We start from the raw sequence: 502 nt of genomic DNA, 5'->3' as shown, positions 1-502 counted from the left end.
CTTATGAAGATGCCACGGAATATCTGACCGGGCGTTATGCATCAGATACACAATACAATGAGAAGCTAAATGCGCTGATCGAAGCATATGCTCTGACGAGTTATGACAAAGAGAAACCAGAATTACCGACAGGCAGCGAACAGATGATCTATCCTGTCAGCAATCCAGTTGTCTCTTCTGTCTTTGGTCCACGAGGCAATGGGTTTCATCGTGGAGTGGACTTCGCCGCCCCGCAAGGAACGCCGATCATGGCTAGTCTTTCAGGAACGGTGATCCGCTCAGAGTATCATTCTTCATGGGGGAATTATGTTGCTATCGAGCACAAAGATGGGCTGACGACATTGTATGCGCACAATCATCGCAATTTAGTGGAAGTCGGTCAAACGGTCGAACAAGGCGAAGTGATTGCTTCCATGGGAAGTACGGGGAACAGTACAGGTCCTCACTTGCATTTTGAAGTTAGTCTTTCACCTAGTTTAGCCCGGCATCAACTGATTGATCC

Annotated in this window: 1 protein-coding gene; it reads left to right on the top strand. The window is 47.8% G+C overall.

Annotated features, from left to right (window positions below; all coding sequences use genetic code 11):
• On the top strand, positions 1 to 502 hold a 502-nt coding region (locus P3R27_RS14720), incomplete at both ends, for a M23 family metallopeptidase (RefSeq protein WP_301399164.1).

It is taken from the genome of Enterococcus spodopteracolus (assembly GCF_030441955.1).
In the GTDB taxonomy this organism is placed as follows: Bacteria; Bacillota; Bacilli; order Lactobacillales; family Enterococcaceae; genus Enterococcus_B; species Enterococcus_B spodopteracolus.
This window is presented reverse-complemented; position numbering and strand designations above follow the sequence as displayed.